Origin of the sequence: Pontiella sulfatireligans (assembly GCF_900890705.1) — a bacterium.
Lineage (GTDB): Bacteria > Verrucomicrobiota > Kiritimatiellia > Kiritimatiellales > Pontiellaceae > Pontiella > Pontiella sulfatireligans.
Genome location: NZ_CAAHFH010000002.1, coordinates 1,455,712 through 1,482,386, shown reverse-complemented (window position 1 = coordinate 1,482,386; position 26,675 = coordinate 1,455,712). Strand labels below are relative to the sequence as shown.

At 54.2% G+C, this 26,675-nt stretch carries 21 protein-coding genes, 3 tRNA genes and 1 pseudogene; 14 read left to right on the top strand and 11 right to left on the bottom strand.

The window, feature by feature from the left end:
- Nucleotides 1-1,582: 1,582 nt before the first annotated feature.
- From SCARR_RS19345 to SCARR_RS19300, 10 genes are all read left to right on the top strand, one after another.
- Nucleotides 1,583-2,518, top strand: coding sequence for a hypothetical protein (locus SCARR_RS19345; protein ID WP_136063294.1), 936 nt, complete (start codon nucleotides 1,583-1,585; stop codon nucleotides 2,516-2,518).
- A 63-nt stretch (nucleotides 2,519-2,581) separates the two neighbouring features.
- The gene (locus SCARR_RS19340) at nucleotides 2,582-3,778 is read left to right on the top strand and encodes an ABC transporter permease (RefSeq protein ID WP_168433445.1); all 1,197 of its coding nucleotides are present in this window, start codon (nucleotides 2,582-2,584) and stop codon (nucleotides 3,776-3,778) included.
- Nucleotide 3,779: 1 nt separating this feature from the next.
- Nucleotides 3,780-4,430, top strand: a complete 651-nt coding sequence (locus SCARR_RS19335; RefSeq protein ID WP_168433444.1) for an ABC transporter ATP-binding protein — start codon at nucleotides 3,780-3,782, stop codon at nucleotides 4,428-4,430.
- The gene (locus SCARR_RS19330; RefSeq protein WP_136063291.1) at nucleotides 4,430-5,197 is read left to right on the top strand and encodes an extracellular solute-binding protein; all 768 of its coding nucleotides are present in this window, start codon (nucleotides 4,430-4,432) and stop codon (nucleotides 5,195-5,197) included. Before SCARR_RS19335 ends, SCARR_RS19330 begins: the two co-directional genes overlap by 1 nt.
- Complete coding sequence (locus SCARR_RS19325; RefSeq protein WP_136063290.1) at nucleotides 5,194-6,048, top strand: ABC transporter permease; 855 nt, start codon at nucleotides 5,194-5,196, stop codon at nucleotides 6,046-6,048. Before SCARR_RS19330 ends, SCARR_RS19325 begins: the two co-directional genes overlap by 4 nt.
- Nucleotides 6,045-6,767 (top strand): ABC transporter ATP-binding protein, encoded by a 723-nt coding sequence (locus tag SCARR_RS19320; protein ID WP_136063289.1) that lies wholly within the window; start codon nucleotides 6,045-6,047, stop codon nucleotides 6,765-6,767. The genes SCARR_RS19325 and SCARR_RS19320 overlap by 4 nt, the downstream gene beginning before the upstream one ends.
- On the top strand, nucleotides 6,764-7,621 hold the full coding sequence (locus SCARR_RS19315; RefSeq protein WP_136063288.1) for a substrate-binding domain-containing protein: 858 nt from the start codon (nucleotides 6,764-6,766) through the stop codon (nucleotides 7,619-7,621). Before SCARR_RS19320 ends, SCARR_RS19315 begins: the two co-directional genes overlap by 4 nt.
- Before the next feature lie 62 nt (nucleotides 7,622-7,683).
- Nucleotides 7,684-11,988 carry an outer membrane protein assembly factor BamB family protein gene (locus SCARR_RS19310; RefSeq protein ID WP_136063287.1) on the top strand — a complete coding sequence of 1,435 codons (4,305 nt, stop codon included), beginning with the start codon at nucleotides 7,684-7,686 and terminating at the stop codon, nucleotides 11,986-11,988.
- Nucleotides 11,989-12,611: 623 nt separating this feature from the next.
- Nucleotides 12,612-12,806 (top strand): hypothetical protein, encoded by a 195-nt coding sequence (locus SCARR_RS19305; RefSeq protein ID WP_136063286.1) that lies wholly within the window; start codon nucleotides 12,612-12,614, stop codon nucleotides 12,804-12,806.
- On the top strand, nucleotides 12,806-12,997 hold the full coding sequence (locus tag SCARR_RS19300) for a hypothetical protein (RefSeq protein ID WP_136063285.1): 192 nt from the start codon (nucleotides 12,806-12,808) through the stop codon (nucleotides 12,995-12,997). The genes SCARR_RS19305 and SCARR_RS19300 overlap by 1 nt, the downstream gene beginning before the upstream one ends.
- Before the next feature lie 49 nt (nucleotides 12,998-13,046).
- Here SCARR_RS19300 and SCARR_RS19295 read toward each other — a convergent pair whose 3' ends face one another.
- The 11 genes and pseudogenes from SCARR_RS19295 to SCARR_RS29360 all read right to left on the bottom strand — a co-directional run.
- Nucleotides 13,047-13,319, bottom strand: a complete 273-nt coding sequence (locus SCARR_RS19295) for a hypothetical protein (protein WP_136063284.1) — start codon at nucleotides 13,317-13,319, stop codon at nucleotides 13,047-13,049.
- Nucleotides 13,320-13,525: 206 nt separating this feature from the next.
- The gene (locus SCARR_RS19290; RefSeq protein WP_168433443.1) at nucleotides 13,526-14,395 is read right to left on the bottom strand and encodes a tyrosine-type recombinase/integrase; all 870 of its coding nucleotides are present in this window, start codon (nucleotides 14,393-14,395) and stop codon (nucleotides 13,526-13,528) included.
- Nucleotides 14,396-14,510: 115 nt separating this feature from the next.
- Nucleotides 14,511-14,587, bottom strand: a tRNA-Asp gene (locus SCARR_RS19285).
- A gap of 69 nt (nucleotides 14,588-14,656) precedes the next feature.
- Nucleotides 14,657-15,913 (bottom strand): glutamate-5-semialdehyde dehydrogenase, encoded by a 1,257-nt coding sequence (locus SCARR_RS19280; RefSeq protein ID WP_136063282.1) that lies wholly within the window; start codon nucleotides 15,911-15,913, stop codon nucleotides 14,657-14,659.
- A 13-nt stretch (nucleotides 15,914-15,926) separates the two neighbouring features.
- Entirely contained in the window at nucleotides 15,927-17,015 is a 1,089-nt protein-coding gene (proB, locus tag SCARR_RS19275) for a glutamate 5-kinase (protein WP_136063281.1), read from the bottom strand.
- A gap of 91 nt (nucleotides 17,016-17,106) precedes the next feature.
- The gene (locus SCARR_RS19270; protein WP_136063280.1) at nucleotides 17,107-18,339 is read right to left on the bottom strand and encodes a Wadjet anti-phage system protein JetD domain-containing protein; all 1,233 of its coding nucleotides are present in this window, start codon (nucleotides 18,337-18,339) and stop codon (nucleotides 17,107-17,109) included.
- Nucleotides 18,340-18,341: 2 nt separating this feature from the next.
- Nucleotides 18,342-21,806 carry an ATP-binding protein gene (locus SCARR_RS19265; RefSeq protein WP_136063279.1) on the bottom strand — a complete coding sequence of 1,155 codons (3,465 nt, stop codon included), beginning with the start codon at nucleotides 21,804-21,806 and terminating at the stop codon, nucleotides 18,342-18,344.
- 2 nt (nucleotides 21,807-21,808) lie between these two features.
- Nucleotides 21,809-22,510: a DUF2398 family protein gene (locus tag SCARR_RS19260; RefSeq protein ID WP_136063278.1), complete on the bottom strand. Its 702-nt coding sequence runs from the start codon at nucleotides 22,508-22,510 to the stop codon at nucleotides 21,809-21,811.
- Nucleotides 22,510-24,063, bottom strand: a complete 1,554-nt coding sequence (locus SCARR_RS19255) for a DUF2397 family protein (RefSeq protein WP_168433442.1) — start codon at nucleotides 24,061-24,063, stop codon at nucleotides 22,510-22,512. Before SCARR_RS19255 ends, SCARR_RS19260 begins: the two co-directional genes overlap by 1 nt.
- 128 nt (nucleotides 24,064-24,191) lie before the next feature.
- Entirely contained in the window at nucleotides 24,192-24,458 is a 267-nt protein-coding gene (locus SCARR_RS29365; RefSeq protein ID WP_342803704.1) for a PaaX family transcriptional regulator C-terminal domain-containing protein, read from the bottom strand.
- Nucleotides 24,459-24,518: 60 nt separating this feature from the next.
- Nucleotides 24,519-24,670 (bottom strand): annotated as a pseudogene (locus tag SCARR_RS29360) (hypothetical protein); the annotation flags it as partial.
- 453 nt (nucleotides 24,671-25,123) lie between these two features.
- Between SCARR_RS29360 and rsmD the strand changes: the two are divergent.
- The 4 genes from rsmD (at nucleotide 25,124) to SCARR_RS19225 (ending at nucleotide 26,428) form a co-directional block, all read left to right on the top strand.
- Nucleotides 25,124-25,684, top strand: a complete 561-nt coding sequence (gene rsmD, locus SCARR_RS19240; RefSeq protein WP_136063274.1) for a 16S rRNA (guanine(966)-N(2))-methyltransferase RsmD — start codon at nucleotides 25,124-25,126, stop codon at nucleotides 25,682-25,684.
- Entirely contained in the window at nucleotides 25,681-26,160 is a 480-nt protein-coding gene (gene coaD / locus SCARR_RS19235; RefSeq protein WP_136063273.1) for a pantetheine-phosphate adenylyltransferase, read from the top strand. The genes rsmD and coaD overlap by 4 nt, the downstream gene beginning before the upstream one ends.
- 81 nt (nucleotides 26,161-26,241) lie before the next feature.
- Nucleotides 26,242-26,331, top strand: a tRNA-Ser gene (locus SCARR_RS19230).
- Nucleotides 26,332-26,353: 22 nt separating this feature from the next.
- Nucleotides 26,354-26,428 (top strand) — tRNA-Gly (locus SCARR_RS19225).
- Nucleotides 26,429-26,675: the final 247 nt, after the last annotated feature.

The window sequence follows — 26,675 nt, the reverse complement described above, 5'->3', positions numbered from 1 at the left end:
TCGAAGCGGTGAAGAGCTGCCCAGTCGCGGGGAAGTGCATCTCCGAAACCTTAAGTGTCAAGGTGGGTGCTTTAAGCTCCCTTTAGTAGTGTTAACGAATCAGAGTATTACGTTTCTGACCGGCTGGGCTAAATTGTTAAAGAACGAATACGGTATATAAAGCATAAACGATGCCATATTCCGTTTCTCAGCAAGATGGAGTGGAGCCTGACGGCATTCTGTAGGCATAAAAAAACAGCACATGGGAGAGATGAAAAACCCATGCGCTGTTTCAAGAGGAAGTAGATGAAGACTTCATTAACCAGACGTGGAGTGGCTTTGAGAGTGGACACTGTCTTCGTCCAAAATGTTGCTGGAGAAATAACAAGCCCCGAACAATGGGGGTCGTTCGAGGCTCTGGGCAAGCAACGGGTATTGGGGGGTGACAGGCTGAGCCTTCGGGGTGTGTTGCTTGCCTTGCCTGTAAAGTAGCCATCTGTGACGTGAGATGTCAATCGGAAGGCTCAAGCCCCGCCTCACCGGTCAGATTTCAACCGCAAGGAGCCGGCGAGTGTATGATGGTCGATGAAGCGGTTATCGCCAATACACCGCCGACCTGCTCACACAAGCCTGCGCAGTGAGGCTTCACCCCTGCGGTGGGGCAGTGACCTAAGGGAACGGCAACATAAATGTCCCTCTACATCCGCAAAGTCATCACCACCCCCGGCATCCGCGAACACATTGAACAGTTGCATCCCTCAGTGCTCGGCGATATGAATTCAATCGTCATGGATTTGAAATGATATACGGGGTACTGTAACGGCCATCGTATAAATCAAAGATTCAGGTCTCGACGTCGGCATCGTCAGCTATGGCTCTTCAAACCGGCAGGTCCGAGAGATCGTCACGCAATAGCCGCACCTGCGCTTCATGCAAAAAAAACAGGGATGAATTTCCATCCTGTAATTCGCACTTTCCCCTTATACCTTGCACTTGCGCTCTCCCCGTGCGCACGGGACTAGTAAATTATACCACTAAACACTGGTAAACCGATAAGTATTATAAGTGTTATAGCTTGCTGTGCGACACTGTTTGCGATATTTTCCTTACAGCTACGGTCTGGGGGGATTGGAACAGGGTGGTATGGGATTGGATTATAAGACTCTGAAGAGTCGGCGCAAAGAAATAAGGGCGACCGGAGGCCACGCGCCTATGGATTCACTACGTATTGAGCTGGCTAAAGGTTGCTGGCCCCTGTTTTCCTCCGTTGGAGCAGGGTGGAATGAATTTTTTGAAATGGTTTCATAGGTGGGTAAAATGCGGAAAACATCATTTCATAGGACTGACCCCTTTTCCTGACCCCTTTTCCCTTATAGCAGACTCTGATTAACGGCTGGTTATTCCGACGTGTTTGCTTTAAATTTTTTTTTCCATGCCGATAGGTCATCGGGCCTCGCCTTGAATGTTGCCGCGATCCGGAGCGGATGATTCCCCGACGAATTGCAGGTCATTGTCGATCATGGACACGTTGAGTTTGTTCGGGTCGGATGATGTCGACGACTGGATGCGCGGAGTTCATCGCGCAAATAAGGAGGGAATTTGAATGAATAAAATACTTCAGCTTGCAGCTATTTGGTTGGCGGTTCAGGTTTCCGCATCGGCCTGTACAGTGCCGGTGTTCCGGTATGCGCTAGAGCGTTGGCCGGTTTCTCCCTATATTGCTCTGGTTATTGCCGATGATCCGTTGACGACGGACGAGCAACGCGCGATCGACCAACTCGAGAAAACATCGGATGGAACGGTTGGCTCGTTGAATTTGATGGTGCGACAGTGGACGTCGAAGCAACTGGCGGAGAGCAGCTTGGCAGGAAAAGTTCCGAAATCGGTGGCGCACGGGGCTCGGTTGCATTTGTTTTTCCCCCGTGCTTTGGATGTGTGGACGCCGTTCTGGTCCGGTGCGCTGTCAGGAGATTCCGTTCAAAAGATCATCGGTTCTCCCGCTCGGAAACAGTTGATTCAAAAGATTCTGTCCGGGGATAGCGGTGTGTTTATGCTGCTAGAATCTGGAAATAAAGAAAAAGACGCCGCCGCCGCCAAGGCGTTGGATATCAGTCTGGCAAAAAAGGCTCGTGAATTGGCTTTGCCGTCTGGCCTGAGCTTTCCGGACGGCGAGGTGATTGGCGATGGCCCGTCGAGTTTTGATCCGAGCGACCGGCTGGAGTCGCCCATCCCCCTGAACGTGGCGTTTAGTACGATGCGGCTGTCGCATGAGGACGTGGACGAAATTCTGGTTGCGCAACTGTTGAATCTTCCGGAGAACGAAAATGTATCTATCGATGAACCCATGGTGTTTGCGGTTTATGGTCGGGGCCGCGCGGTGTCGCCGCTGGTGGGTGTGGAAGAAATCTCATCGGATTTGATTGGCTATATTACGGCGTTCCTGACCGGGTCCTGTTCGTGTCAGGTGAAGTCGATGAACCCCGGCGCCGACCTGTTGTTGGATCAGGACTGGGAGCGTTCTGTTTTTGATAGGGAATAGAACGTTATGAATAGTCGTAATCTTTTTTTTAATGAATTGAAACATCGCTGGAAGGGGAGCCTATTGGCCTCCTTGGCCGTCGCCGTCGCCGTACTTTCCGTCACGGCGTCGCTTCATCTTTTGGCGAATTATGATCGTCAAACACAGCAGGAGATCCGTGCCCTGCAGTATCGCAGTCAGGAGCGGATGGATGCGCTCGAAAATGACGCCCGGATCTTTGCCAAATCGCTCGGATTTAATATTTTGATCTATAATCGGGCGCAGCGGCTCGAAACGTTTTATATCGAGGATGTCAATACCGACTACCTGACTATCGGGCAGGCTCATGAGTTGGCCGCGTCGGAACTCGGAATTCTCAATCACCATCTCCCTTTTCTTCGGCATCGCTACTCATTGCCCGCATTTAACGGTGAGGTGATCATCGCGGGGTTGGAAGGGGAGATTTTTATCAAGCAAAGCTTCCAGCAGCCTCTGGAGGTGTGCATTGAACCCGGAGAGGTTCAGCTGGGTTCTACCGTTGCCGAACGCTTACATGTGAAGGTGGGCGATACCCTTTCGATCGGCGACGCATCGTATAAAGTGACTCTCTGCCGCAAGCCGCTTGGCACTAAGGATGATATCGTTCTCTTCATGAACCTTGCCGATGCGCAGGCGCTACTGGGATTAGAGGATGAAATCAGCGGAATCCTTGGACTCAGCTGCAATTGCGCCGCTGGAAATATCGCGCCCATCCGCAAAAGCGTGCAGCGAATCATACCAGACGCGGAGGTGGTCGAGTTTGCGACCCGCGCCAAGGCGCGGCAGACCGCGCGCGCGGCCATCAAGAAGGCGGCCGAGGCGGAGGTGGCGGACATCGTCAAATCTCGCCAGACGATGCGCTTGCAGTTGGAACATTTTTCGCTGTTTTTTGCGGGGCTGATCGTTGCGGTGGCTGCCGCACTGCTACTCTTTCTTTACAGCCACAATGTGAAAGAGCGTCGCCACGAAATCGCGATCCTACGTACGCTCGGGGTGCGAACCCTTCAGTTGGTATGGCTCTTCACAGCCAAGGCGGCTCTACTGGCCGCCGTTGGAACGGTCATCGGAACGCTCGGCGCACTGGCGTTGCTTAAGATCCTTATCGCGAGCGCCCCCTTTTCTTCGATCCTATTTTTTAAACTTCTCGTTGCGGCCTGTTTGGTTAGTATTTTTGCCAGCCTGATTCCAGTCCTGATTGCTGTGCGGCGCGAGCCCGGCATGGTCCTTAATGAGGAGGTGTAACATGGCCATTCTTTCGATTCAGAATATCAGTAAAAGCTATGCGGGTACGGACAGAAAAATTCAGGTGCTCAAGGCGTGTTCTCTCGAGCTCGATAGCGGAAAGATTCACGCGATTGTCGGGCCGAGCGGTTGCGGTAAGAGCACGTTGCTGATGCTCTGTGGCGGCTTGATTCAGCCGGACGACGGACAGATTGTGATGGGCGGAAAAAATCTGCTTGAGTTGAGCCCGTTGCATCGGGCAAGCCGGGTCGGTTTCGTTTTCCAGCGGTTTCATCTCATTCCCTATTTAAATGTGGAGCAGAACATTATGGCTTCGTGCGTGGCGCGTCCGGTGGAGGATGCCGATGCGCGTTGCGAAGAGTTGATGAAGCGTTTGGGGCTGGATCATCGACGCGGGCATATTCCCGCGCGGCTGAGTGCTGGCGAGCAGCAACGCGTGGCGTTGGGTCGGGCGCTGATGAATCGTCCGTCTCTCTTGGTGGCCGACGAGCCGACGGGGAATCTGGACGAGGAAAACACCGCGCTTCTGCTCGATCTAATGCGCGATTTCACGGAGCAGGGCGGTCTGGTTCTGATGGCCACGCACGACAGCGCCGTGGCCGGTAAGGCGGATTATAAATATGTTTATCAAGACGGGGTTTTTACGCGGTGATGATAAATAGAAATCGTTTATGGATGGGGCTTGGAGTGCTGGCGATGCTTTGCGCGGGATGCGGATCGCAGAAGCCGGAGGCGGTTTCGCTGTATGCCGGGGCGGGGCTGCGCGATGCCGTTGAGGCGCTACGCGCGGAATTTACACGGCAAACGGGAACGGACGTGGAGGTGGATTATGCGGGAAGCGGTGTTGTGCTGGCCCGTGTGCAGCGAGATCCGGCGGCCGACCTTTTTCTGCCCGGCGATGTCTGGTATGTCGATCGCCTGAATGAATTGACGGGGTTGGTTGAAGAATCGGTTCCGGTCGCCCGGTTGATTCCTGTGCTGATTGTCGCCAAGGGTAATCCCAAAAACATCGAGGGTCTGACGGATCTGATTCGTCCGGGGATCAAGACCGGGCTGGGGAATCCGAAGGCCTGTCAAGTCGGGCGGCTCTGTGCGCTGATGCTGGATCGCGCCGGGCTTGCGTGGGATCAGGTGGTGGATGAAGAGTCGCTGACCGTGAATGAGCTGGCGGTCTGGGTGAAGATGAACGCCGTTGATGCGGCGGTGGTTTGGGATTCCACGGCGGCGACCGTAATCGATAGCGTGGATGTTCTGCGTCTCGACCCAACGGCAGAAGAAGTTTCGATGGTGGCGTGCGCCTTGATGAAGACCGCTCCCCAGTCGGTTGCGGCTCGCGCGTTTATTCAATTTATGGCCGGACCAGAAGGCCAACAGATTTTCGAGCAGGCGGGTTTTGCGGGAGTTGAGATGGCCGAATGAAGAAGAAGCCGTCTATTCACATGCGGGAGGAGCGGCTGGAAATGGTCGGCCCGCGCATTCATCCGCTTTCCCTGTTGTGCACGGGGATGCTTTTGTTTTGTGTGGCGATCGTGGTCGGATTGATTGCCGCAGATGTGATGTATCTGGCGGGGCAAAAGTTTTCGGCGGGTGAAATCTGGAAGCTCTTTACTGCCGATGCCATTTTGCGTGCGTTGCGGCTGAGCCTGATTACTTCGCTGACGACCCTGGCGCTGGTGATTATTACGGCGGTGCCCGCAGGCTATGCCTTGAGCCGCTACCGTTTTCCCGGCCATTCGCTGTGTAATACGCTCGTCGATGTTCCGATTTTTCTGCCGCCGGTTGTGATTGGTATTTCTCTGCTCGCTTTTTTTGGTTTTGGGGTAGGACACGCGCTGAAACAGGCGCTCAGCGGGGTGGGGATTTCGCTGGTCTCGTGGATCGGCATTGTGCTTTGCCAGTATGTTATCTCGATGTCGTACGGCATTCGCTCCATCAAGGCGGCATTCGATACGGGGTTGTGTGAGCTGGAGCAGGTGGCCTGTACGCTCGGTTGTTCGCAATGGCAGGCGTTTTGGAAAGTCTCGTTGCCGTTGGCTCGCCCGGGTGTGCTGGCGGGGTGCATTCTCGTCTGGGCGCGCGGAATCGGCGTGTTCGGTCCGCTGATGGTTTTTGTGGGAACCGGTTCGCGGGTACAGGTGATGCCGACGATGATGTGGCTCGAATTGAGCGTTGGGAACATCGAGGTCTCGCTGGCAATTGCACTGATTATGCTGGTCCTCACCAGTGCAGGGTTGGTCGCGATTCACTTTCTTGAAAGGGGGCGTTCATGAACGCGCTCGAAATTAAAGATCTTTCGATGCGTGCGGGCCTGTTTTCTGTCGGCAAACTTTCATTGACGATTGGCGAGGGCGAATATTTCACGCTGATGGGGCACACCGGCTCCGGGAAAAGTCTGTTGCTCAAAGCGGTTTGTGGTCTGGCGAGAATTGAGACGGGTCGCATTCGCATTCACGGGGAGGACGTTACTGAGCTTGAACCGCGTTTCCGCGGGGTCGGCTATGTTCCGCAGGATGGTGGACTTTTTCCTCATCTCTCTGTGCAGCGCAATATCGTGTTTCCGTTGATTGTGCGAGGCCTGTCCTTCGATCAGGCGGCGGCGGAGACCGCAGAGGTGGTTGAGACTCTGGGTCTGACGCCCTTGCTCGATCGGGCCATCCGCGGGCTCAGCGGAGGAGAGCGACAGAAGGTCGCGTTGGCTCGCGCATTGGCCTGTCGACCGCGCCTGCTGATTCTCGATGAACCGCTCTGCTCGCTGGACGAACCGGCCCGCTATGAAATCTGCACGGAATTGTGCCGTGTGCAGAAGAGGTTCAATCTGGCCACGCTTCATGTCTGCCATAGCCGCGCCGAGGCCGAACAAGTGTCCGATGGTGTTGGCGTGATGCACGGAGGCCAGTTGATCGAAACCGGAGTTCTTAAAGAGATATTAGAGGAAAGCGGCCACGAAGCTGTACAACGACTGTTTAACATTAACGGGGCTACATTATGAAAACGAACTTATTGATTCTATTGCTTTCGGCGGCTGTTTTGAGCGGATGCTCATCGAAAGAAAAATCAGCTTTGCCGCTAGTCTGTCATGTCGGCGGAACGATGCGCCCTGTTTTTGAAGAGCTGGCTGAGATCTATACGGAAGAAAGCGGGCAGACGATTGAAATCAACTCTGCGGGCTCAGGGGAGCTGCTGGCCAATATCGAGTTGCAGGCCGAAGGCGATCTTTATGTCTCGCACGACCCGTTCCTTGATATCATCATGAGTAAACATTTAGCCGTGAACGGCTGGACGCTTGGAGAGGTTTACCCCGTTATCATTGTTCAAAAAGGCAATCCCAAAAATATTTGCACGTTGAATGATCTGGCCCGTGACGATGTGCAATTGGCTTTGACCGACTACAAGCTCTCCACCTTGGGTCGCATGTTGCCGACCCTGTTTGCGAATGCCGGAATGAACCTCGATGCCTTGGGTCAAAAGAAAAACATCATCATCCATCGTAGCGGCTCTTTCGTGGCGAATCTGGTGGTGATGAAAAATGCTGATGCGGCCCTGGTCTGGGATGCCGTGGCCGCTTTGCGCCGTGACACAATTGATCGTATTCCGATCACCCGGCACCTGCCGGTTCCGTATGTGGACGCGATCACTAGTGCCACGGGGAAATCCTATAAACTCACGCCGGTACGCGTCACGATCTGCTCGCTGAAATGTTCAAAACAACTGGAAGAATCTGAAAAATTCATGCAGTTTGTCATTTCCGATCGGGCGAAGGATGTTCTCGAGAAGTATGGGTTCGGCGTTTCTGATATTCTGCGTAAACAGGAATACAAAAACGGGAATGTGCAGGGGATGTAGTCGTGGAATACGGTCTCACGTTAAATTATTTGCGGCTACAATAACGATAGGGTTTGTGTGTAATGAATAAATTCTTGTATAAAGATTTTTGTTTAAGGTTCAGCAAGGCGATCTGGATCTCGATCGCTGTCGTGGCATCCGGTTCATCTTGGGCAGGGGATTGGCCCATGTGGCGTTATGATTCTGCACGCTCCGCTGTAAGCACAGATTCACTTCCAGATGCCCGGCCATCACTTATCTGGCAGCATACCTTTACGCCGCGAGTTCAGGTGTGGGATAGCCCTTTGAATAACTTTCTGATGCAGTATGACAAAGCGTTCGAGCCGATTGTATTTGGACATACCCTACTCATCGGGTTCAATGACAGTGATAAAATGGTCGCCATTGATACGCGTAGTGGTGCCATTCAATGGACTTATTTTTGCGATGGACCGATTCGCCTAGAGCCGGTTGCCGCTGAAGGGGCTGTGTATTTTGGTTCCGATGATGGATTCTTTTACTGTTTGAATATTTCAACCGGCGAAGAGGTCTGGAAATTTAACGCGGCGCCAGCATCTAAAAAATTGATTGGCAACCGTCGTGTCATTTCCATGTGGCCGATTCGTGGCGGTCCTGTTGTTGAAGATGGAACCGTTTATTTTTCTTCTGGAATATGGCCCTTTATGGGGGTTTTCATCTACGCGCTGGATGCCGAGACCGGTCAGGTTGTCTGGTTGAATGACCATGATAGTATAAAATATCGAGCTCAGCCTCATAAGCCCAGTATGGCGTTTGCCAGCGTTTCACCTCAGGGAGCGTTTGCTGTTAACAAGGAACGATTGATTGTGCCGGGGGGGCGTTCGGTTCCTGCCATATTAGACCGTGAAACCGGCGAGATGTTGCGCTACGATTTTGATAAGCAGTCGAAGAATTCGGGGGGCGATTTCACCGCCTCTGGTGGAGATTATTATTATACACGTGAGCGCCAAGGGCCGGATGCGCTGGGGGTCACTCAGGTGGATATCGAGGGAAAGAGTAAGGCGATCAATTTTATACAGGGTACGCCTGTCGTCGCCGATGGAATAACATATGCCTCCGGGAAGACTGTTCGTGCATATCAGACGGATCAGACAGGCAAGATTCAATCGCTGACGCCTCTTTGGACGGTTGATGCGGATGCTCGGGGCGATCTGATACGAGCTGGAACCCGATTGTATGCTGCAGGGGGCGGACAGATTACCGCCATTGATCTCACGCGTGACGCGCCGTCCGTTGCTTGGACGCTCCCCGTAAAAGGAACGATTGTGCGCTTGGTGGCTGCAGATGATCATTTGTTTGCTGTGACGGAGGATGGTTGCGTCATGGCCTTTGGAAAAGGAAAAATGAGAGAGGTTGCGGCGGTAAAGAAACCTCTGGCGACGACAGTTGAAGAAGACTCGCTTGTGGACGAATTGCTGGCTCAAACCAAATCCCGGAGCGGGTGGGCGCTTATGACTGGTTTGGATGACATCTCTCTTGCTGTTGCTCTTATAAAAAAGACGGAACATGATGTGATCATTCTCGACCCGTCCGCTGAAAAGGTTGCTCGTGCCCGTAAGCTTCTTGATGACGCAGGGATTTATGGAACGAGCGTGACCGCACAGGTCGGCACCCCTTCATCATTTGATTTGGCTCCCTATGCAATTGAATTAGCTGTTACCGGGCCCACGGCGTCATTATCAACTGCTGACACCGTTAAATTACTAGAAAACCTCCGTCCGTATGGTGGAACACTTTTTATTCTCGGTCCGAAGGACGCAACGAAGCTTCCTGCTGGTATTACGTCTCAGGGGTATTCGGTCGAAAAAGGGAAGCTCGGGATGGTTGTTACTCGTCGGGGCGCGCTCAAGGGCGCCGCGCCATGGACTCATAACTACGGATCCATTGCTCAGACGGCGAAGTCGGATGACCGTCGCGTCAAACTGCCTCTGGGGGTCTTGTGGTGGGGGGGGAGTTCGAATATGGATGTGCTGCCGCGCCATGCTCATGGACCCTCTGAACAGGTTATTGGGGGGCGATTGTTTATTCAGGGGACCGATAGTTTTTCGGCTCGCGACGTGTATACCGGGCGTATTTTATGGAAGCGGGAGTTGCCTCAGTTAAATACGGTCGGGGTTTTCTTTACAGAAGCGTATGACCCAGATCCCCTTGCGGTTGGATATAACCAGGATCACAAGCCGGGAGCGAACATGCGCGGAAGTAATTTTGTTGCGACAGAGGATATTCTGTATGTGCTTCAAGATGAAAAGTGTCTAATGCTAAATGTTGAAACGGGAGAAACCATCAAGACGCTGTATTTGCCCGGTAAGGTTGACTGGGGTTATATTGGCGTACAGGACGATTTGCTGATTGCGGGTTCCGATTTTACTCAGTTTGTTAATATAGACGGGAAAATCGAAGAGCCTCATTTAGCTGAGGAAATCAATCCTCAGGGAGCAAAGAAAAAAAGCAGAAGACTGGATGATCCCCGCATACTCAACAAAAGTGCGAGTCAAAAACTGGTGGTTATGAATCGTCATACGGGCCAGGTTGTTTGGACCACAACCGCTGAGCATGGCTATCTTCACAATGGGATTGCGGTTGGGGATCAGACTCTTTTTGCTATTGACCGGGTTCCTACCTATCTGAAACGGGTGGTGATGCAGCGCGGAAAGTCCATGCCGGCAGCGAAGCTCATTGCCTATAATTTAAAGGATGGAACCGTCAAATGGGAAAAATTAGATGATATATTTGGTTCCTTCAGTAGCTTTTCGCTGAAGCACAAAATCCTGCTGCATTCAACCCGCCCGTCTCGTGATATATACGGTGAGGGCAAGGGAACTCGCATGTTGGCCTTGAAGAGTGCGGACGGAAGCGTTATCTGGGATTCGGCCATCGAATACAATACCTTTCCAATTCTCCATTCAGACCGTATTATTACAGAAAGCGGAGCCTGGGATCTGCTAACCGGAAAGCCGGTTTTTCGAATCAATCCGATTACGGACTGTCAGGAGTCCTGGTCGTGGAAACGTACCTACGGATGTAACTACCCGATTGCTTCTGAAAACCTGCTCACTTTCAGATCGGGTGCGGCCAGTTTTTATGATCTTCAAGGCGATGGGGGGACGGGGAGTTTTGGCGGGTTTAAATCAGGATGTTCTGCCAATCTAATTGTGGCCGATGGCGTTTTGAGTGCGCCGGATTATACCCGTACATGCACCTGTCCATATCAGAATCAGACCTCGCTGGCGATGGTTCATATGCCGGATTTAGAATTCTGGACAACCAGTACTATCTTAAAGCCAAAGGATAAGACGATTCATCGGATCGGATTGAACTTTGGTGCCCCGGGGGATCGCAAAGAGGGCAAAACATTCTGGGTGGATTATCCGAGTGTTGGCGGAGAATCTCCTGATCCGACGGTTCGCATCGTGGGGGCGGTAAAATGGCATTTAGGCAATGCCGCTCGTTTTGGGGATGCAGAGAAGAATTGGGTTTACGCCTCATGTGCCGAGAATCTTAATTCTGTGACCCTTCAACTTGAGGGTGGCGAATCGAGAGAATCGAGCGCATCGGGGAAAGAGGCGAGCGAAGAACTCATTCGCAAATCGGATGAATGGGCCTATCTTGCTGGTAAAAAGCCAGCCGACAACTGGGTTGAGCGGCACTTTGATGACTCGGCATGGGCGCGCGGCAAAGCGGGGTTTGGGTATGGTGATGATGACGACGCAACAGAATTGAAGGATATGAAAGGGGAATATGCCTCAGTTTTCATTCGAAAGACATTTTCTATTTCTGACCCGTCTAAGGTTTCAGCTCTTTCGCTTCGGATTGGATATGATGATTATTTTACCGCATACATCAACGGGAAAAAAGTGGCGTCAACACGAGGGGGGCATGAACGGAAACGCGGGATCTGGGATACCTTTGAGATCCCACTTTCTAAGCTGTTACTGAAGGGGCAGAATGTCATCGTCATTGAGGGCCATAACTTAAAGGCACAAAGCACGGACTTTAGTCTGGATCCCTATCTGGTTGCGAAGGTATCTGGTTCCCCCGGAACTGTTTCAGAGCGTGTTGATGCTAAACAGTCAAGTGAGGTAGGGGATGTTGACACGTATACAGTTCGCCTCTATTTTGCAGAACCTTTCGAGATTAAACCTGAAGATCGTGTGTTTGACCTATCGTTAAACGGGAAGACGGTTATTGAGAATCTTGATGTTTTAACAGAAGCGGGCGCTTGTCGTGTGGGTATTGTCAAAGAGTTTCGGCGTATCCAGTGCGCCGATGGAAATCTGACGGTCACAATGACTCCCCGGACTTTGGACATGGGGGCAATCCTATCCGGGCTCGAAATAATTAAGGAGTAAGATCCGCCCAACATTTTAAGCCTGTTGTTCGACCTCTGTATTATTTCCTTCCGTCAGCATCTTGGGCAAAAAAGGGGGCACCCATTAGAGGTTCCGGTCAAACAAAAAATAGCCTTCCATAGCCGTTATTCAGGCAAGGGGTCAGACCTATGAAATGATGTTTTTTGCTTCTGGCCCCGTTGCCCCCTTATTGAAATGCCGTCTAAATTTCTTCCCGAACCAGCCTGTTTTCTAATGTTTCAGCCCGTGTTAACAAAATCACCCCTTAAACCTAATGGGAGTTGCGGTGGTTGTTCTGTCGGCGGTGGTATTCCTCGTTTTTTAGCTGTGCGGCCTCTAGCCTTCTATTGATGCGCAGACCCGCTCTTTCTAGCAAATTTGTTAGTCGATGTTGCCCTTTATAGGATTCGTGATCGGGAATCTGAGCGAATGAGCGGTCTTCGTCGAGGAGGTACTGGGTGAAGATGCTGGTTTTTGTGTGCCATTCCAGCGCTTTTGTGTCACGAGGGGCGTTCTTGAGTCTGTCGTAGGTCCTCGGGTCGGTGATTGGGGTGACCTCCATCATTGAGCCAATGTAGCTATCGTCGCTCGACCCCCAAAGAAGATGCTGGCGCCCAGCATTGATGACCTATCTCGAAGGGAACCATGCGATTAAAACGCAGACCCATCACTACATCCGCTACGCCGATGGATCGGAAGAACTCTATGCGGACGACGATCCGTGGAACATTACTAATTTAGCCATACAACCGGAACAGAAACCCGTTTTGCAGCGTCATCGCGAACTGATGGATGAAGCTCTTGAAAATGGTAATTAATGAATATGATAAAGGCGGTTACTCACCTCAACGAACTGACTGCCCTCATCGAGCCCATGCTCGACGACCAGGCCGTCACCGGTGAAGAAGCCCGCGGAATGTACAACCACGTCAATCAGACCCGCCTTGAAATTCTCCAGACCTGGAGCAAAGGCGACTCTGCCAAAGACCTGGAAGCGAAACTTCCATAGGTTGGAAGGGCTCCATCCTGGAGCCCTTTTTTCTTCCGTGGTTTGATTCCTACGCCGCCAACATTTCTGCAATTTTCCGAATTTCTTTGACGAGTTTCTTCTTTTTCAAATCATCCGCATTGTCCGCCAACTCATTCAGCATCTCCGCTGGTGTTTTCTGTTTCCGAATCTCGCCAGTCAGGGCGCGGGGCAGAGTGGATTCCAAGGCTTCCCGGAAATCTTCCCGCCCCGGACGGAAATAATGCTTCAACACAATGTTCACGGTGGAGTGGCCCGTCACCCGTCGCACCAGCTCAATGGGAACGCCGGCAGTGAGCGCCATCGTAATCTATGTGGTGCGCAGAGAATGGAATCCCTTAATATTGGAGGCGTTCTTTTTGCCCACTGCCGGTTTTGTAGTTTTGATGTCCGATGCTTTGAGCGCCTGTTGAAGTCGCCAGCTGATACCGTGGTTATTCTCCTCGTACATCTTGGCTGCTTCCGGAAAGACATACACGCCAGACTGCTTTTGCTTCAGAATCTCCGCCTTCAGAATGGGGAAAGCGGGATCTCGGCCGTTTCACCCGTTTTGGAGGTTTTTACCGAAATAAAGTCATTATCAAGGTCTACGGATTCCCATTTCAGCTGACAGCAATCACCCCGGCGCATGGCTGTACTCAGACCGGTGATGAAAACCGGGCGGAACAGGTCATCACAGTGAGAGATAACTTTTTCGATCTCATCTTCCGTGAAGGGCTCGCGATGTACGTTGGTTTTTCTTTTTGGAGGGATTCCATCAAAGGGGTTACGCAGCACACCCGTGCCGGCTGACGGAACAAATACACTGCGAAGCAGGATCAACTTATGGTTGTAGGTCTCAGCCCCGTAGCCGGCATCTTCGATCTTCCTCATCCACTCCTTAGCCATTGTATGGGTAACCTGTGCCATGTGTTCGACACTCGGGTGGTTTCCGGTAACGAATTCCCGAAATTTATTCAATGAATTGTGCTGCGTCCGTCTCCAGCGCTCCGACCGTGTTTTTTTTGCCGGTAGCTCATCCCAAATCGTTTCGAGCGCCGTGAGCTTGGCATTCTGTAGGGCATCGCCTGCTTTCAGCTCATAAAGATCCTGCAGATGCTTTTCCGCCGCCTTCTGGCTCCTAGCTTCCTTAATCAGATTATCCAGCGCTACCTGAGCCTGCGCGCGGGACCTTTCAAACAGAGGATCTCCAATTTCTCGAAGAGTGGGGGGAATCTTACCTTTAATCTCAATGCCGAGATTCGTATTTTTCTTTTTCCCGTTTATTTCAAAGCGGCCATACCACCATTTTGATTTCAGGGATTTGTCTTTTTTCCGGATTATTTCCAGGGCCATTTTCTTTCTCCGTCTTGAGTTACAATTTGCACCGCTCTTATACAAAGCGGACGAATCAAACGGCCAAAGCCCAACTTTCGGACTAACTCGGCCAACAAGGCGGAAAAAACAAAAAGGGTCTGCCGTTAAGCAGACCCTTGAAAACATTGTGCCAAATGAATGGCGAGAGTGACGAGACTCGAACTCGCAACCTCCAGCGTGACAGGCTGGCGCTCTAACCAATTGAGCTACACCCCCGTAAAAGGAGCGCATATAGTATTCATTTCGCCGGAACGCGCAAGCGGAAATTTGCACTTTTTTTCGCCTTTATTCGCGGATCTGCCCTTTACCTTCTATAACGAATTTATAGGTAGTGAGTTCCTCCAACCCCATGGGGCCTCTGGCGTGCAGTTTATCGGTGCTGATGCCGATTTCCGCGCCCATTCCAAACTCGGCTCCGTCGGTGAAGCGAGTGGAGGCGTTTACGTAGACGGAGGAGGAATCCACTTCGGCCAGAAAGGTTTTTTCCGCCTTTTCGTCCTGCGTCACAATGGCGTCCGAGTGTCCGGAACCGTATTTGTTGATGTGCGCAACGGCGGCATCGACATCGTCCACCACGCGGATGGCGAGGATCATTTCGAGATATTCCTCATGCCAGTCTTCTTCGGTGGCGGGTTTTGCCGAGGCAATATAGCGGCAGACGGTTTCGTCGCCACGCAGTTCAACACCGCGTGCTTCGAGGATTTCGCCCATCTTCGGCAGGAACTCCGCCGCTTTGTCTTTGTGCACGAGCAGCGTCTCCATGGCGTTGCAGACACCGGGGCGTTGGCATTTGGCGTTTTCTGCAATCTTCCAGCCCATGGGAAGATCGGCGGCTGCGTCGATATAGGTGTGGCAGATGCCTTTGTAGTGCTTGATCACGGGAACGTGCGACATTTCGGTCACGGCTTTGATCAGCCCTTCGCCTCCGCGAGGAATAATGAGGTCTAGATAGTCGGTCATTTGGCACATCACCTTGACGGCCTCACGGTCGGTAGTGGGGATGAGCTGGATGGCATTGTCCGGCATGCCTTTGGCTTTGCCGCCATTCTGCATGGCCTTCGCGATGGCCAGGTTGGAGTGGATCGCCTCCTTGCCTCCGCGCAGGATAACGGCGTTGGAGGTTTTGAAGCAGAGCGCGGCCGCGTCGCAAGTGACGTTCGGGCGCGATTCGAAGATGATGCCGATCACGCCGATTGGGACGCGAATCTTGCGGATCTCCAGCCCGTTGGGGCGGTTCCATGTGCTGATTTCGTTGCCGACAGGATCGCTAAGCACGGCGACGTCGCGCAGGCCTTTGATCATGCCGTCGATGCGCGCGTCGGTGAGTTCAAGGCGGTCGAGCATGGCGACGTTGAGACCGGCTTCTTTTCCGGCCTCAAGATCCTTTGTGTTCTCGGCCTGGATGAAGGCGCGCTGCGCGTCCAGCTCTTCGGCCATGGCTTCGAGGATCGCGTTTTTCTTCCGCGTGGAGAGCTTGGCCAAAGCCCGGCTGGCGGCCAGTGCGTCTTCACCGATTTTGAGTATCTGTTCTTTTACGTCCATAATCTTCCTTTTTTTAAATAATCACCATGTTGTCGCGGTGAATCACTTCGCTGGATTTTTCGGCGCTCTTCTGCCCCTTAAAGCGGTCAATGTCATCACTGCTGTATTCCACCAAGCCCCGCGCAATGTGCTCGCCCCTCAGCGATTGAACGTCGACCATCGCGCCCGCCTTGAAGCGGCCTTCCACGGCCTTGACGCCAACAGGAAGCAGGCTTTTCCCTTTATCCAAGGCTTTGGCCGCGCCGTCATCGACCACCAGGTGGCCCTCGACGCGGTTGAAGAATGCAATCCAGCGTTTGCGACTGGAAATTTTTCCTGTTTTCGGGAACAGGAGCGTGCCTTCGTCCTTGCCTTCAAAGATGCGCGTCAGCGCACCGGTCTTGCGTCCGTTGGCAATAACCACGGGAATGCCGTTATGCGCGGCGATCTGCGCCGACTGCAGCTTTGAGGCCATCCCGCCAGAGGAAAGTTTGTCCTGTTTGTCGGAAACCAGTCCGAGCACGTCGTCGTCCACTTCCTCAATATAGGAGACGCGCTTCTTGTTGCCGTCGCGCAGGCCGTCGGTCGTGCTGAGCAGCACCAGCGCATCGGCTTCCACGAGAATCGCCACGAGCGCGGCCAGCACGTCGTTGTCGCCAAACTTAATCTCCTCGGTGGAGATGGCATCGTTTTCGTTGATGATCGGGATAATGCGGTTGGCGATCAGATTCAGCAGTGTATTGCGGGCGTTTAAGTGCCGTTCGCGGTGCTTGAGTCCATCGTGTGTCAGCAGCACCTGGCCAATTTGGCATTTGTTCAGGTTGAACAACTCGTTGTATATGCTTATCAGGCAGATTTGCCCGACGGCGGCGGCCATCTGCAGGTCGGGCATGGCCTTGGGGCGCGTTTTCATGCCTAGCGCGTCGAGGCCGGCGCCGATGGCGCCGGATGAAACGAAGACCGTTTCGCCTCCGCCGTTTTGGAGTTGCGCGAGCTCGTTGACCAGCAGGCCCAGCCGTCGCTTATCCGGCCGGCCGGTGCTTTGCACCAGCACCTTGCTGCCCGCCTTGACGACGATCCGCTTTGCGTTTTTCAGCGATTCCCTATGTACTTTTTGCGCCATAATCAAATTGTTTTGGATAAACAGGGACAGGTGCTACCACATTGTCGCCTTTTTGTCGAGGCACCCGGCCATTGCACTTGCCCTGCCGCCGTCACGGAAGTCTGCACGATCGTGCAGACTTCCGTGACGAGGGCTGTGGATTTCCGTCTTGTTCCTGCTCGACCCAGAGCTCTTCTTTGAGTGTGCGTTCGAGTTCCTTCCTGAAAATAAAGTCGGGGTGGGCTTCAAGCAGGCGGCGGCCCCGTTCAAGCTGATTCGGGCTTAGGGGCTTGCCATGGCTTTGGGCCGTTGCCCGCTCGCTTCGGAAGAGGGTGGTTGGAATCTGGCGGTCAATCAGCGCGGCGATCATAAAGCCGTCGGGGTCGGTGTCGCCCCAGTGTTTGCAGGTTGCCCCGGCTAGGGCAAGCAGGTGGAGCAGGCGGCAGACCGCGGAGTTGGGATAGCCGCCGGTGTAAACCACGATGGCTTGCGGCTGTTCATGCACGAGCTCATGAAAAGGTGCGGCGTTTTCTGAGGTGATGACCGTATCGAATCCGGAACACAGGTGAACGGTGTCAATATCCTGCAGGTTGTAGCTGTTCAAGGTGACCGGTTCGTTTGCATTAAAACGGTCAACCAGCCAGCACTCTGTTTTACCCTTGCGAATCAGCTCGATTGGGCCAAACAGGGTGACGAGGGTGGTGGCCGGATTATCAATTACGCCGAACTGCTGCAGCGCGATTTCGCGGTTTTCCGGTGTGTCGTCCGCGCCGAGCCAGGCATTCATCAGTCCGCCGAGCAGTTTTCGGAATGTGCCGTTGCGCAGAATTTTGCTGTCGTTGAAAAACATCGAACCAAGCTTCGAGAGGGTAGTCGGCGTTTCCAATGTTTGGAGGAATGCAGCCGTTTTGAGCAACTGATGCAGCAGCTGTTCCTGTTCCGGTTGGTTTTTCAGCAGACGCTCGACCTCAGAGGCTGAGCGCAGCCATTCCGTATCGATCTCCGGATGGGCAAGCCGGAGCCGTTGGAATATTTCGGAAGGATCATTCGCGGGCTCAATTTCCAAGGGTTGGATATCCAGCAGCGCGGCCAGCGGCGCGAGAACAGCATCGTCTCGCAAGGCATCTGGAATTTCGACCGACACCTTGCCATTGCGGTAAAACACACGACCGCCAAAGATCCGGTCGAGCGTTGAGCGAACGGACGGTTCTTTCGGTTCAGAGCCGAGCGTCATCCGTTTGGGCAACGGATTTCCCTTTGCCCACTTGAGCGCAACCTTTCGCAGATAGGGCGCAAGCTCCGGAACCTCATCCAATCGCTTTTTCCAGAGGTTGGACGGTTCCATGGCTAAAGCTCTGCTCCGTAACCGAGCGTTTGCGGTTCATTCTCTTCCGGGTTGAGCAGATCCTGCTGAATGCCCGCCTTCGGGTTTTTATAATGAAAGTCGTAGAGATGAATATTGTACTCGGCATCTTTAATTACAAACAGCGAGGTAGAGTAGGGGATCTCCTTCTTCACGCCGTCCTGGTCGGGCGAGGCGACGAAGAGCTGGAGGTTGAGGTCGGACGCAAAGGCGAGCAGCTGATCGCGCCGCTGGGTGTCGATGCCGTAGAATGCTTCGTCGAACAGCAGCAGCGGCAGCTTGACCGACGGCACGTCGTAGAGGAAGTGGGCAATCGTCAGCACCAGCAGATAGTTGGGCACGGCCTGTTCGCCGCCGGAACCGATGCTTTTGGTTTTCCGGTCCATCACAATGCCGTCAACCGTGCCGGTCTTCACCTGCAGCTCAAAGTGGAACCAGTTGCGGTAGTCGAGCAGTTCGGGCATATCGCCGGGCTCGGTGCTGAGAATTTCGTTCTGATGGTCCTCGATGAAGGTTTTAAGCTCCAGCGCAGGATCGGTGGCAGAGAGCTCGCTGTAGTTCCGGACGAGATTGAACAGCCGCTTATATTGATCGAGCGGCTTGGCGTGAAAGGCATAGCGGTTGCTGCCGAACTCGCGGTCTTTGAGCATGCGGTTGATTTTGCGGCTCATCTCCATCAGGCGGCTCACGCGGTCGCGCAGGGCGGTGAGCAGATCGTGCATAATAAACTGCTCGAACAGCGTCCGCGTCTTTTCGGTGATGAGTTCCTGCTGTTCGTGGTAGTTGCGGCTCAGGTCTTCCAGCACCTGCGCCACGTGCATGCTGCGCCGGTCGATCAACGTGTTGGCGATTTTGTCATATACAAAGGCGAACGACATGCCTTCGGGCCCGGCCGCTTTTTCGCGCAGCAGAATTTCTTTTTCCATCGATGCTTCCTGCGAGGTCTTGAGCTGCGTTTCCGCCTCTTCGGATTGCGTAATGGCTTTGGTGTCGATCAGCTGCTCAATCAGCTCTTTCGGATTCTCAAAGTCGCCGTATGCCTTCAGTTCCGTTTCGGCCTCGGTCTGGCTGGCCAGCGCGGCCTGAATGGAGAGTACCAGTGCGTTGATAAACTTTTCCGCCTGCGCAATCTCGCGCTTAAGCGATCCGGTTTCCTGATGGTTGCCGCGCTGCTCCTTCTCGAGCTTGGCCAGCTTCTTTTTCATGGAGGCAATCCGCTCTTCCAGATCGTGCAGGCCGGCGCTTTCAATTTTGAGCCGAATATCTTCGAGTTTATCGTGGGCGCGGGCATGATCCTCTTCGGCAATCATGCACTGTTCCTGAAAGTCGTTTTCGCGGTTGGCAAGGATATGCTGCTCCTGAGCGGTGGCCGCGGTTTCCTGTGCCGCACCGCGCAACTGCTGGAAGTCGAGCGAGGCCTTCAGGGCCTTCAGCGCATCCATCCGGCCAGCCGTCTTTTTCTGCGCGCTGCTTTCTTTTTTCTGTTCAGACGTCTGGGTTTTCAGTTCCGTTTCAAGGGCTTTGATTTCCTGTTCCAACTGTTTACGCCGCGCTTCAGCGCCCAGCAGGCGGACCGGGTTTCCCTGCACCTTCTGCTGGCGCGCGCGGAAGCGGATAAACTCAAAGCCGGTCCCTTTTTCGGTGAGGGGACCGGAGGCGGCGGCCATTTCCCGGTGCAGTGCAATCAGGGCAAAGGGGTTTGAATTCGCCACATCGAAAAAGTGTCGAATCCAATCGGCGACCTTGTCGTTGGCATCCGGCTCGATCACGGCGAGCGTTTGCTCCGGATACTGGGTAAAGAGCAGGCGGCGAACCGCGGCTTCGTCGGTGGTGGCCGTCAGCCAGGTGCCGAGAACAGGCTCGCCGATCAGCTGTTCGAGTACGGCGAGTTCTTTGCGGTTGATGCCCGCATTAGGCTCAAGGCCGGAATAGAGCGGCACGGCGTCATACATTTTTTCGGCGAGCATTTGTTTGGCCTCGGAGAAGCCTTTAATCAGCGGCTCCGATTCGCCCTGCTTCTGTTTCTGCTCCAGTTGCGTTTCCAATGATTGGATGTTTTTTGCAAATTGCTCGACCCGGCTTTGTTGCTGCTGGCTTTCACGCAGGGCTTCCTCCAGCAGTCCATCGGCCTCTTCTTGAACGGCATACTCGTTCAACGCCGAAAGCATTTGTTCGGGGCGTTCGGCGGAAGCGGCGGTGTCGAGCGCATTGAGCACCGGCGACGCCGAAACGGGCAATCCATCGGCCGCCCGATGCACGGTAGTGAAACGCTGGCGGATCTCTTTGATCAGCAGCTTACGCTGCTTATCGAGCTGCCGTTCCGTTTCGGCCAGCTGTCGGCGAAGGTTTTCCCAGTCGCGTTCCAATTGCTGGAGCTGCTGCGCGGCTTCGCGGACCAGCCGTTCAAGTTCCTGTTCGCGGGCCACGAGGCCTTCCTGATCCTTATGCTGGAATTCGTTAATGCGCTGGCGAAGTTCCTCCAGCTTCAGTTCGGTTTTTTCAATCGAATCTTCCAATGCTTGGAAGCGCGTCTTTTCAGCATCGATCCGTTCAGTGGTTTCGGCATGCTGCGCCCAAAAGTTTTCAAGCCGCAGGGAATAGACGAGCCAGTTGAGCGCCGCCTGTTGCGCCCGGAGCTGATCGACCGATTCGCGCAGGTTGTTGAGTTCGGTCAGAAAGGCGAGGCGGTTTTCCATGTGTTCGAGATCAAGCCGGCTGTTGTCGAGCGTCCGGAGATGGTCGATCACCTTTTCAAAAATTTCGGAGTCGGGTTCCTGAAGCAGTTCGCGGAAGAGCTGGTGATAGTCCGCCGTGCGGGAAACAATCTCGCGATAGGCCTTGCCGGTGGAGAGGAATTTGCAGACTTCCGCATAGGTGGCGTCGTCGCCGAAGAGCCGGCTGGCGAGGTCGCGGCAGTAGCCGCTGATCTGGCCGTAGTAGCCTTTGCCGTCGAGGGCGGTTTTCATTTCGCGCCGGTTGCGTGGCCGTTTTCCTTCCAGCTCTTCGATCAGAAAAGGAATATCCTCCATCGGTCCCGGACGGATGATTCCCCAGCGCTGGATGCTTTCTTCCATGCTGCTGCACGAAAGCCCCATCGCCAGCGTCAGCGGCTTGCCGCGCGAATCGGCCAGCTCGACGGCGGCATAGCTGACGCCTCCGCCGGGGTTGAGTGCGCCGGGGCCGGTGTTGTAGCGCATGACAATGCCCTGCACGCGCCGGCCGCTGTCTTTGCGGCTGCCAGCCACGCGCGCGGCGGAGTTGAACTCCATCGAGTTGCCGGCGGTCAGGACATAGTGGACGGCGTCGAGCACGGTGGTTTTTCCGGAGCCGTTATCGCCCAGCAGAAAGAGATGCCCGCCGTTGTTCACCGCAATGGTTTCGTCGGTAAAGTTGTGAAAGTTGATCATACGGATCTTCTGGATCCGGTAGTTGTTTTTTGCGGGGGGCATGGTTAGGCGTCCTCTTCTTCGTCGGTCATGAGGGCGGCCGCTTCAGCTGCAATTTCAGGCTCATCGACTGGGCGGCTCAGGCGGGTGACGTTGTAGTGGTAGAGCGCGGGCAGGGCTTCGTAGATGGTATCCTCTTCGTCGATCAGTTCGTCTTTCGGCGGCTTGATCTTTTTGAGGAAGCGGTGCTTCTCGAGCTGCGGCATGATCGGCCGGATGATTTTGGCGCGCACATTTTCCTCGGCATAGTCGACGGTGTTCTGGGGATAAAGCTCGTGAAAACGCTGCACGCTGTATTCGAGCAGCTCCCCGAATTTAAAGCGGAGGTTGTCGGTATCGTCGACCGTGATGGATTCGACCTCGAGCTTATGCTCGAAAAATTCAAGAAGCAGCATGAAGGCAATGCATTCATCGCGCCGCGAAAAGGTAAAGAGCTCGCGGTTGGCCGGGGTGATGGAGTCGTTGTGCCAGCGGGGTTTGTAGACGCGGGCGCATTTGGAGTCGATGAACAGCTCCCAGCCGAAGTGATCCGCAAAGAAGCGGCTGAACTCGTGGTGGTAGCGATGCAGAAAGCGAAAGGCGTCGTTGTTGTCTTCGGGATAAAAATAGGGGCTTTCAAGCAGGATGTTCAGCACGTCCTGCACCCGCTCTTGGTGCTGTTCAAGCAGGTCGTTCATCGAGCGTGGCCGTTGAAATTCATCGTTCATTAGGAATCTACCTTTTGTGCTTTGGAAATCATAAGCTCCTCAAATTCGAGCAGCCGTTCGTCGACTTCGACGGAAACGGGGGTGCCGGCGGGGTCTAGATGGAGGTCAACTTTTGCGAGGTTGCGGCCGTTGCCGAGCAGGCCGTGGCGGGCGAGCTCCAGCATGGAGGAGAGATCGGTGAATTCGGAATAGGCGCCTTGCGAGAGCGGCGCCGGCCACTGGCTGTGTGCCGCTTCAATCCATTTGCGCAGACGGATCAGCTTTTCCTCGTTGAGCGATCGAACCGAGCCGGGGTCGCCTTTGGGCTTGGGTTTGAGATAGCTGATCGGCACCTGCTTTACGGTATGCTGATCCTGCCGGGGCTGCGGCGGCTCGGCTTTTTCGACGGCGTCCCAATAGTTCATGTCGGCGACCATCCGGGCCGGGGCAATCAGTTCATTAATGAATCCGGAGCGCGTCTGTTCTTCCGGAAGCACAGATAGTTCGCGGATGCGGTCTTTCAGATCTTCCATGCGGTGGCTTTTGCGTTCGAGCTCGCGGAGATGGGTGTAGAGCTTGCGCCAGACGTTCTGGGCGGACGAACGCACGCGGGTGCAGAGCTGATCGAGCTGCCCGCCGATTTCGTAGAACCGGACCAGCCGGGCCAGCTCTTTGCCGGCGTCGGGGATGGAGCGGGTCCGCATCAGCATGGCGGTATGTTTGACCTCCTCCGCGAGGGTGTCGCGGCAGAGTTCCCAGCGCGGCTTAAACCGCGGCGAGGCCAGCTTTTCAAGTTCGGGGACAATTTCGCGCCGCAGCACGGTGATGCGTTTGAGATAGTTTTCCAGAAAGTGTTCCAGCTCGCGAAGTATGGCCTGGGCGGTGGCAATTTCGTAGCGGTCGAGGGTGAACGAAATCAGACGCGCGTTGAAGTCAGCCAGTGATTGGTTGATTTCGAGCGTCAGGTGGCCCAACCGGGCGAGGCTGTAGGTGGCTGACCGGGCCAACTCCGGGTCGGCATCGGTTTTATGGATTTTATTCAGCAGGCGCTGCAGTTCGCGCAGGCGGCCGGCCACCTCTTCGAGCAGGTCGCGGGTGTCGGTTCCCTGCGGTTCGAGCGCGTCGCGCAGCTGATCTTCCAGCCATTGGAGAAACGAGAGCGCCTGATCGGAGATGCGGTAGCGGAATTTACGGCGCCGGGTATCCTTGTAGCCGCGCAGCCGTTCGCGCTCAATGCGTTTGGAAATCAGCTCCCAGCGCTCCAGTGTGCGGATGTCTTGGCCGAAGCTGTTCTGGTCGTACTCGCCCTCCGCCAGATTTTGTTGGGCCGACTGGATAAACTGGAAAACATCGTCGTGCAGGGGTTCCAGCTCGTGGTTCCGGCGAAACAGCAGCAGTCCATAGAGAATGTTCAGATAAAACTCCGCCCGTTCTGCACTCAGCAGCTGTCCCAGATTTGGATTCTGAAAATGAAGCAGCAACGAGCCGCTGAGGTTTTGCAGCGCCGCCACGTTTTCGGCCTGCAGCAACTGCTGCGCCTTGTCCGCAAAGTCAGATTCAGAAAGAGAATTCATAGGCTCCAAGTTACAGATCAACCCAAGGCAGTTCCACCGCCTTTTCCGGTTAAAATCAAAACCGGCCCTCCGTTGCGTCACGGAAGTCTGCACGATCGTGCAGAGATCCGTGATTTGATTGGGGTGGATTAGAGTTGCCCTGCCACGTGTTCGAGGCATTCTTGGTGGAGCGCATAAGCGCGTTGTCCGATATAATCGGAAGGCAAAAGCTCTTCCGGCAGCAGGGGGTCAATCGACATGGCCTGTGCAAACGCCTGATGTTCCATCCGCAGCAGTTGCATCAGTTCCTCCGGGGTTGCTTTAGTTGAAGACAACCGGGCCAGGTTTTCGGAGATGAATGCAACGTACAGGCGCTGGACTTCGTTGATATGGTCAAAATTCCAGGCTTCCTGCACGAGGGATTGATTTCCGTAACCCAGAACCGTCCGGGCTTCGAGCAGAAAGGCAACGGAGTCCACCGCGGCGGCACGGTCGAGGTCATCGTAGTCTGGCCGGATGTCCCTGGGGGTTATCCATACGCTTTTCTGAAGGCACCCCATCCGCATTTTTTGAGGAAGGCCCGTAGTGTGTTCCGGTATTTCCGATCCTTTTCAGGCACATCAAACATCAGCACGTACCACCACTTGTTCCATTTTTTCGACCAGAACATCTGCGGGTTGAGGTAGTCGGGGACTTTGGCTTGGCCTTCGGTGGTCAACGCAAGAGAGGGCATCGAGCCATCGGTTTTTGGCTTAACCAATAGACCCTTCTTTTGAAGGCGCGACAACGACGCCTTGAAAGCACGTTCATTGGGGTAGCAATGACTGTAAATGTCGCTCGCTCCACGGGAAAGAATGAACGCGGCTGTTCCTCCGAGGAGCTCAATCAGTTCCTCGCTAATCTTCCGGCGAATCACCGGAAGGGCAATGTCGGGGTGGTGAAATGTCTTCCATTTCATGCGGTTGACTGTAGCAGAATATTTCCTGATGTCACGGAAGTTTGCGCGATCGTGCAGAGATCCGTGACGCGATGAATGCTTCATTTCGGTTTCAATGGGGCAGGTTTTCGTTAGAGTGTCGACATGAGGATTACGAGTGGAATATTGAGGAACCGGCGTTTTGAAGTGCCGAATCAGGAAGTGCGGCCGACGATGGAGTCGGTGCGCGAGGCGGTTTTTTCTTCGCTGGGCGGCCGTTGCGAGGGTTTGAAGGTGCTCGACCTGTTTGCCGGTTCGGGCGCGCTGGGCATGGAGGCGTGGAGCCGGGGCGCGGCGTCGGTCACGTTCGTCGAGCAGCATTCCAATGTTTGGAAAAACCTGCAGCAAAACATCCAGTCACTGGAAGGCCCGGATTTGGGCAAAACCAAATGCATCAAGGCGGATGCGGTTCGCTGGCTGGGTCGGGCGGGGGAGCGGTTCGACCTGGTTCTAGCCGACCCGCCGTACGACCTGCCCGATGCCATGCAGCAAACTCTTGAAGGGATTGCAGAGCATTCGGTTTTGACAGACGACGGAGTCCTGGTGTACGAGTTGCGTTCCAAGGACGATGTCGAAGTTTCCAATAATTGGAACGTTTTGCGCGATAAGAAATATGGCAAGACGCGCGTTCTTGTACTCAAGCTCAACCACGAGGAAGCAGAATGAACGAAGCCGCTGTGTGCGCAGGAACCTTCGACCCGATCACCATGGGCCATCTGGACGTTATTGAACGCGCCTCGCGCATCTTTCCGCGCATTGTGCTCGCCGTGGCCACCAACCCCGGGAAAAACCCGCTTTTCTCTTTGGAGGAGCGGATTGAGTTGGTCCGCGAATCGACTGCGCATCTCGTAGGCATTGAGATCGACAGCTTTGCCGGCCTGCTGGTTGACTTTGCCGAGTCCAAGGGGGTGCGGGTGATTGTCCGCGGGCTGCGCGCCTTTTCCGATTTTGAATATGAGTTCCAGATGGCGCTCACCAACCGAAAGCTCAAACCGCAAATCGAAACCCTCTTTCTGATGCCGAAGCAGGACTACAGCTATGTGAGCTCCAGCAATGTCCGCGAAGTGGCCCAGCTCGGCGGCGACACTTCGCAGTTTGTTCCGGTGCCGGTTCAACGGGCGCTCACGGCACGGTTTGGCTGAGTATCCTTCCGTTGAAATATACCAAAAACCCGGTTGATTTCCGAAAATGAAGCGTGTAGCTTTCCCGACTTGCCAATTTCAGGAGAGGTGTCTGAGTGGTTTAAAGAGCACGCTTGGAAAGCGTGTGTGCGCGAGAGTGTACCGGGGGTTCGAATCCCCCCCTCTCCGCCATTTTTTTGGCGGAACGATTTAAGCGAGCGTAGCTCAGTGGTAGAGCTCCACCTTGCCAAGGTGGTTGTCGAGAGTTCGAATCTCTTCGCTCGCTCCATTTAAAGGCCGGCCTGCATTTGCAGGCCGGCCTTTTTGTTTGCCCGGCAAAGCCGGCAAACCCAGTCGCCTGAAAGAAGGCGATAACACCCCGTCCGAGGGGAAGTAAATCCGAATCGCAAGGGCGTTGCTGGTAACGGCGGGGTCTGAAGGAAGCGATAGGAAGTGAACGGTACATAACGGTTGTAAACCTGATTCGGCAGGCGCAGAAGGTAAGCGTGCAAAATAGCGCGAAGCCTGGTACTCGG